Raw genomic sequence first — 6,166 nt, forward strand, 5'->3', positions numbered from 1 at the left:
GATCCTTGACGGCGAGACCCGGTCGACTACGCGCGCGGGCGCCCCACCCACCACGAAGGAGGGTCGACTACGCGCCGGAACCACCGAGCGACCTCAGAGCTGGTCCTGCGTCATCCCCATCCGCGACAGCACGACGGTCTCGGCAAGCTGGACGACGTTGTAGAGCAGCAGGGTCACGACGGTGATGATCGCGACCGATGCCCACAGGTTGTCGAACTGGGCGGCGGCATTGAACTTCACGATCTGGCCACCCACCCCCTTGCCGGTCGAGAGCCACTCGGCGAGCAGCGCGCCGGTGACGGCGCCCGGCACCGAGACCCGCGCGGCGGCGAAGAGCGAGGGCAGTGCGCCGGGGATGGCCACCTTGAGCAGCGCCTGGAGGTTGCCTCCCCCGTAGACGCGGACCAGGTCAAGGCTCTCCTTGCTCGCCCGGCTCAGCCCGAAGAGCACCGAGGCCAGGGCGGGGAAGAGCACCACGATCGTGCCGATGACCGCGACCGACGCGGTCGTACCGCGTCCGGTGACCAGGATGATCACCGGCGCGATCGAGACCAGCGGGATGCTGCGCAGCAACAGGGCCAACGGCATCACGCCGGCCTCGACGGTCTTCGAGAGCGTGAAGAGCACCGCGAGCACGATCGCGATGATCATGCCCACCACGAAGCCGATCGCAGCGTCGCCGAGGGAGGTCTTGGCGAGGCCCCACAGCAGCTCGCGGTTCTCCCCCGCCGTCCGGCGTGCGTCCTCCTCGGTCACGAAGAGGTAGTTCCACACGTCGAGCGGGCCCTTGGCCACGAAGTCGGAGATGCTCGAGAAGCTGATCACCGCCTGCCACAGCGCCAGCACGATCACGAGCGTGATCACGGTGTTGAGCAGCGCCTTGCCGACCGACATCGCCAGGGCCAGGCTCTGCTCGCGCCGCAGGGTGGCGCTCGAGGTGGCGCTCACGCCGTACCCCTGCCCGAGACCCACGGCGTGACGAGCCGGGAGATCAGCCCGAGGGCGCCGTACCCGATCATCGCGACGGCGGCACAGAGCAGGAAGACCGCCCAGACCCGCTCCGAGTCGAGGTTGCCCTGCAACCGGATGAGCGTGATGCCGACGCTGCGGTCGGTCGCGCCCATGTACTCACCGAGCACGGCGCCCAGGAAGGCCGTCGGTACGGCGATCTGCAGGGCGTTGAGGATCGCCGGGAGCGCCGCGACCAGCCGGACCTTGCGCAGCTGGGTCAGCCGCCCGCCGCCGTACACCTTCACGACGTCGATGCTGGTGCGATCAGCGCTCTTGAAGCCAAGCAGAGCACCGACCACGGTGGTGAAGAAGACCGCCAGGGCGGCCAGGAAGATCGCGGTCGACGAGGGATCGCCGGCCTTGGTGGCGCCGCCCAGCACCACGATCGCGATGCCGCCGACCGCCACCAGGGGCAGGCAGTAGCTGACGACGGCGATCTGCACGATCACCGGCTCCAGCTTGGGGAAGAGCAGGACTGTGCTCGCGATGAGCAGTGCCAGGGTGTTGCCCCAGACGAAGCCGTACGCCGCCTCGGTGATGGTCACCTCGAACGGGCCCCAGTAGGCGCCCAGACCGTCCTCGGCGAGCTGGCCGAAGACCGCGAACGGCGACGGCACCGGGGTGTAGCTGCCCCGGTCCGGTGAGAACGCGAGGGCGAAGACCCACCACAGCGCGAGCAGCGTGACCAGTCCGATGATCCCGGCCAGCCACCCCGGGACGCGACGCTGCTGCATCGTGCCCCCTCAGGCCTCGACGGCCGCGCGGCCGTCGACGCCGAACAACAGCTCGGAGGCCTGGTCGGCCAGGGCGTGGAACTCGGGGGTCCGCATCATCTCCGGCGTGCGCGGGCGCGGGAGGTCGATGTCGATGACCTCCTTGATCCGCCCGGGACGCGCGCTCATCACGGCCACCTGGTCGGAGAGGAAGATCGCCTCGTTGATGCCGTGGGTGACCAGCAGCGTCGTGGCGGGCTTCTCGGTCCAGATCCGGAGCAGCTCCAGGTTGAGGTTCTGCCGGGTCATGTCGTCGAGCGCCCCGAAGGGCTCGTCGAGCAGCAGGACCGACGGCCGCAATGCCAGGGCGCGCGCGATGGAGACACGCTGGCGCATGCCGCCGGACAGCTGTGCCGGCTTGGCCTTCTCGAAGCCGCGCAGCCCGACCAGGTCGATGAGCTCCTCGACGTAGGCCCGATCGACGGAGCGACCGGCGACCTCGAAGGGCAGCGCGATGTTCTTCGTCACGCTGCGCCAGGCCAGCAGGGCGTGGTCCTGGAAGGCGATCCCGAGCTCGCCACCCGTCCGGAGCTCGGCCGGCGTCTTGCCGTCGACGAGCGCCGTGCCACTGGTGGGGTCCTCGAGACCAGCCAGGATCCGCAGGATCGTCGACTTGCCACACCCCGAGGGACCGAGCAGAGCGAGGAACGCGCCTTGCTCGGTGTGGAGGTGGGCGTCGTCGAGCGCGGTGACCGAGGCGCCCCGACTGAACGCTCCGCCCGAGCGGAACGTCTTGGTCAGCCCGTCGATGTGGATGCCGGTGCCCCCGCCGCTCGGGCTGGGGGGACCGACACCTGACTCGTCGTGCCCGTGGGTGTCAGCGGAGTCCGACATGCTCAGGAGTCGTACTCCATGAGGTCCGGGTTCTCCTCGTAGATCTCGTCGATGATCGAGGTGTCGAACAGCTCCTCGACCGAGACCTCCCAGCCGGCGGCGGCCAGGGAGTCCACGGTCTGCTGCTGGAGCTCCGGGGTGATCGTGAAGAGCCCGTTGGCGGCGGTGTCCTCGGTGGCGACCAGCTCGAGCTGCGCCTCCATCCCCTGGGCGGTCTTCGCCGGGTCCAGGGCGCCGAAGACCGACTCGAGACCCTCGTCGTTCTCGGAGGCGGCCTGGTCGTAGTACTTGGTGATCAGCGCGACGGTGTCGTCGGTGGGCTCGGTGAACACGTCGCTCCAACCCTTGATCTCGGCGATCAGGAACTGCTTCAGGAGCTCACGGTTCTCGGCAAGGTACTGGTCGGTGACGGTGAACGTCTCGGCGACGTACGGCACGCCGTTCTCGGCGTACGGCAGGTTGGTGATCTCGAAGCCGGCGTTCTCGACCGTGATGGCCTCGTTGGTCAGGTAGGCCATGAAGCCGTCGACGTCGCCCTCGATCAGCGGCGTCGGGTCGAAGTCGACCGGCACCACGTCGACGTCGGCAGGGTCGATCCCGTTGGCGTTGAGGATCGCCGCAAAGACGCTCGCGTTGGAGTCCTGGACGCCGATGGTCTTGCCGATCATGTCCTCGGGCGTGGAGATGTCCCCACCGTCGGCGAGGGACAGGATGGTGAAGGGGTTCTTCTGGAACGTCGCGCCGATGATCGTCAGCGGCGCGTCCTGCTCGGCGATCGCCGCACCGACGGAGGCCGAGTCGCTCAGTGCCACCTCGACCGTGCCGCTGAGGAGCTTGGCCACGCCGGTGTCGGGGCCGGAGATCCCGTTGACGGCGTCGAAGCCGGCCTCGTCGTAGTAGCCGTTCTCGTAGGCGTAGAACTCGCCGGCGAACTCCTCGTTCTTGATCCAGGAGTACTGCAGGCTGATCTCGCCGAAGGACTCGTCGCCGGATCCCGAGCCGTCGTCGCCGTCGTCGTCGGAGCCACAGGCGGCCAGCGCGAGCGCAGCCACCAGGGACGTGGCCACGAGCAGCCCAGCGCGACGCGTGGAGCGGCGCTTCGGGCTGCGGTGACTCAGGGCGTGGATCTTCATGGGGTTCCCTCTCTCGGGTTCAGCAGTTCGAGGGACGCTATCCACGGCGAGTTTCAGTTCCTGGCACGCGTGTTTCAGCGACGTAACCGATTTTTCCAGCCGACCGTACGGGCGTGTGGGCTAGACCTGCAGCAGGGAGAAGCGCGCCACCGCAGCCTCCGACAGCGGCTCGGGACGACGCGTCTCGTCGTTCATCTGGACGATGACCGTCTCGGCGCGGGCCACCAGGCGCCCGTCCTGGAACAAGGCCTGGTCCATGCCGACCGACGTCCGACCGATCCGCGCGACGCGGGTCCCGATGTCCACGCGGCCGGGCCAGTGCATCTCGCCCACGAAGTCGAGCGCGAGCCGGGCGATGACCCACTCGCGCCCGTCCTCGGTGAGCTGTGCCTCGGGATCGCGCAGCACCTCGACGCGCCCGGTCTCGAGGAAGGTCGAGAAGACCGCGTTGTTGACGTGGCCCTGCCGGTCGGTGTCGCCGTAGCGGAGCTTGTCGTGGCTGGTGGCCGTGAAGTCGGCGAGAGTCGGCTGGTCGGGCTTCGAGGCGTCTGCGTTCACGTGTCCCAGTGTGGCGTGCACGTAGGTTCACCCAGGTGAGCACCTCTGCCTCCCGTCCCCCGCAGGACGACGACGTCCGCGACGCCCCCTTCTCCGACTTCCTCGACTTCGAGCAGCTGTTGGCCCAGCAGGACCGCGAGCTGCTGAGCCGCACCCGCGCCTTCCTGACTCGTGAGGTCGAGCCGATCATCAACGACTACTGGACGCGTGCCGAGTTCCCGCACGAGCTGGTGCCCGGCCTCGCCGGGCTCGGGATCGCCGGCCTCGCCCACGACGGACCGGGCTGCCCCGACCGCGGAGCGCTCGTCGGAGGGATGGTGGCCATGGAGCTCTCGCGCATCGACCCGTCGATCGGCACCTTCATCGGAGTCCACGGAGGCCTGGCCATGGGTTCGATCCGCCACTGCGGGTCCCCGGAGCAGCAGGAGCGCTGGCTGCCGGCGATGGCTCGCATGGAGCTGATCGGTGCTTTCGGGCTGACCGAGCCCGACGTCGGCTCGGCCATCTCGATGGGCCTGGCCACCAGTGCCAGGCGGGACGGAGACGCCTGGATCCTGAACGGTCGCAAGAAGTGGATCGGCAACGCCGCCTTCGCCGACCTGACGATCATCTGGGCCCGCGACGAGGGCGACGGAGAGGTCAAGGGCTTCGTCGTCGAGAAGGACACGCCGGGCTTCGTGACGACCAAGCAGGAGGACAAGATCGCCCTGCGCGTGGTCCAGAACGCCGAGATCGAGCTGACCGACGTACGCGTCCCGGAGGAGAACCGCCTCCAGGAGGCCCACTCATTCGCCGACACCGCCCGGGTGCTGACCCTGACCCGGATGGACGTCGCCTGGCAGGCCACCGGGTGCGCGCGCGGCGCCTACGAGCACGCGCTGCGCTACACGACCGAGCGCGAGCAGTTCGGTCGCTCGATCGGCTCCTTCCAGCTCGTGCAGGACCTGCTGGTCAAGATGCTCGCCAACGTCACCGCCTCGACCGCGATGAATGTGCGCGCCAGCCAGCTGCAGGACGCCGGTCAGCTGCGCGACGAGCACGCCTCGCTGTGCAAGGTGCACTCCACCGTGCGGATGCGGGAGGCCGTCGGCTGGGCGCGGGAGGTGCTCGGCGGCAACGGCATCCTGCTCGAGCACCACGTCGGACGCTTCGTGGCCGACGCCGAGGCGATCTACTCCTATGAGGGCACCCGCGAGGTCAACACGCTGATCGTGGGCCGCGCGATCACCGGGGAGAGCGCCTTCACATGAGCACCGACAACACGGGCGCCGCCGAGCGGGTCCTGCTGGAGCGCCGCCTCGACGAGCAGCGCAGCGAGATCGCCGCGATCCTCGACGACCTCTCGGAGGCCGAGGCCCGCGCCCGGCTGGTGCCGTCGCTGACCACACCCCTGAGCCTGGTCAAGCACGCCACCTTCGTGGAGCGGGTGTGGTTCCACTCGCGCGTCGCCGGCCTCCCCCGCGCCCAGCTCGGCATTCCCGACACGGTCGACGAGAGCTTCACGCTCGAGCCCGTCGACACCGTGACCTCCGTGCTCGCCGCCCATCGCTCCGCCTGCGAGGAGTCCCGGCGCATCGCCGCCGAGCATGACCTCGACGAGGAGTTCACCTGGCACGACCGCTCGGTGAGCCTGCGCTTCGTCCACGGCCACCTGATCGCCGAGCTGGCGCGGCACGCCGGCCACGGCGACATCCTCGTGGAGCTGTTGCGGGCTCGGCGCGGCGCCTGAGGCAGCGCGCCGCCCGGGTGCGACCTAGGCCCCCGGGTCGACCGTGGTGCCGTCGGCGCGGCGGACGCTGCCATCGGGATAGGTGACCGTGCCGTCCTCGTGCACCGTGCTGCCCTCCGGGTGCTCGG

At 69.4% G+C, this 6,166-nt stretch carries 7 protein-coding genes; 2 read left to right on the plus strand and 5 right to left on the minus strand.

The features are described 5' to 3' along the window. Nucleotides 1–93: 93 nt before the first annotated feature. From Q1K33_RS20475 to Q1K33_RS20495, 5 genes are all read right to left on the minus strand, one after another. A complete protein-coding gene (locus tag Q1K33_RS20475) occupies nt 94–948 on the minus strand; it encodes an ABC transporter permease subunit (RefSeq protein ID WP_300406746.1) in 855 nt (284 codons plus the stop codon). Beyond that, complete coding sequence (locus Q1K33_RS20480; RefSeq protein ID WP_300406748.1) at nt 945–1,745, minus strand: ABC transporter permease subunit; 801 nt, start codon at nt 1,743–1,745, stop codon at nt 945–947. Before Q1K33_RS20480 ends, Q1K33_RS20475 begins: the two co-directional genes overlap by 4 nt. A 9-nt stretch (nt 1,746–1,754) precedes the next feature. After that, nucleotides 1,755–2,618 carry an ABC transporter ATP-binding protein gene (locus tag Q1K33_RS20485; RefSeq protein WP_300406750.1) on the minus strand — a complete coding sequence of 288 codons (864 nt, stop codon included), beginning with the start codon at nt 2,616–2,618 and terminating at the stop codon, nt 1,755–1,757. Nucleotides 2,619–2,620: 2 nt separating this feature from the next. Beyond that, nucleotides 2,621–3,751: an ABC transporter substrate-binding protein gene (locus Q1K33_RS20490; protein ID WP_300406752.1), complete on the minus strand. Its 1,131-nt coding sequence runs from the start codon at nt 3,749–3,751 to the stop codon at nt 2,621–2,623. A 120-nt stretch (nt 3,752–3,871) separates the two neighbouring features. Beyond that, nucleotides 3,872–4,309, minus strand: coding sequence for a thioesterase family protein (locus tag Q1K33_RS20495; protein WP_300406754.1), 438 nt, complete (start codon nt 4,307–4,309; stop codon nt 3,872–3,874). A 35-nt stretch (nt 4,310–4,344) separates the two neighbouring features. Between Q1K33_RS20495 and Q1K33_RS20500 the strand changes: the two genes are divergently transcribed. Beyond that, nucleotides 4,345–5,559, plus strand: coding sequence for an acyl-CoA dehydrogenase family protein (locus Q1K33_RS20500; protein WP_300406756.1), 1,215 nt, complete (start codon nt 4,345–4,347; stop codon nt 5,557–5,559). Further along, nucleotides 5,556–6,038 carry a DinB family protein gene (locus tag Q1K33_RS20505; protein WP_300406758.1) on the plus strand — a complete coding sequence of 161 codons (483 nt, stop codon included), beginning with the start codon at nt 5,556–5,558 and terminating at the stop codon, nt 6,036–6,038. Before Q1K33_RS20500 ends, Q1K33_RS20505 begins: the two co-directional genes overlap by 4 nt. Nucleotides 6,039–6,166: the final 128 nt, after the last annotated feature.

This window comes from Nocardioides sp., from assembly GCF_029937575.1.
Taxonomy (GTDB): Bacteria; Actinomycetota; Actinomycetes; order Propionibacteriales; family Nocardioidaceae; genus Nocardioides.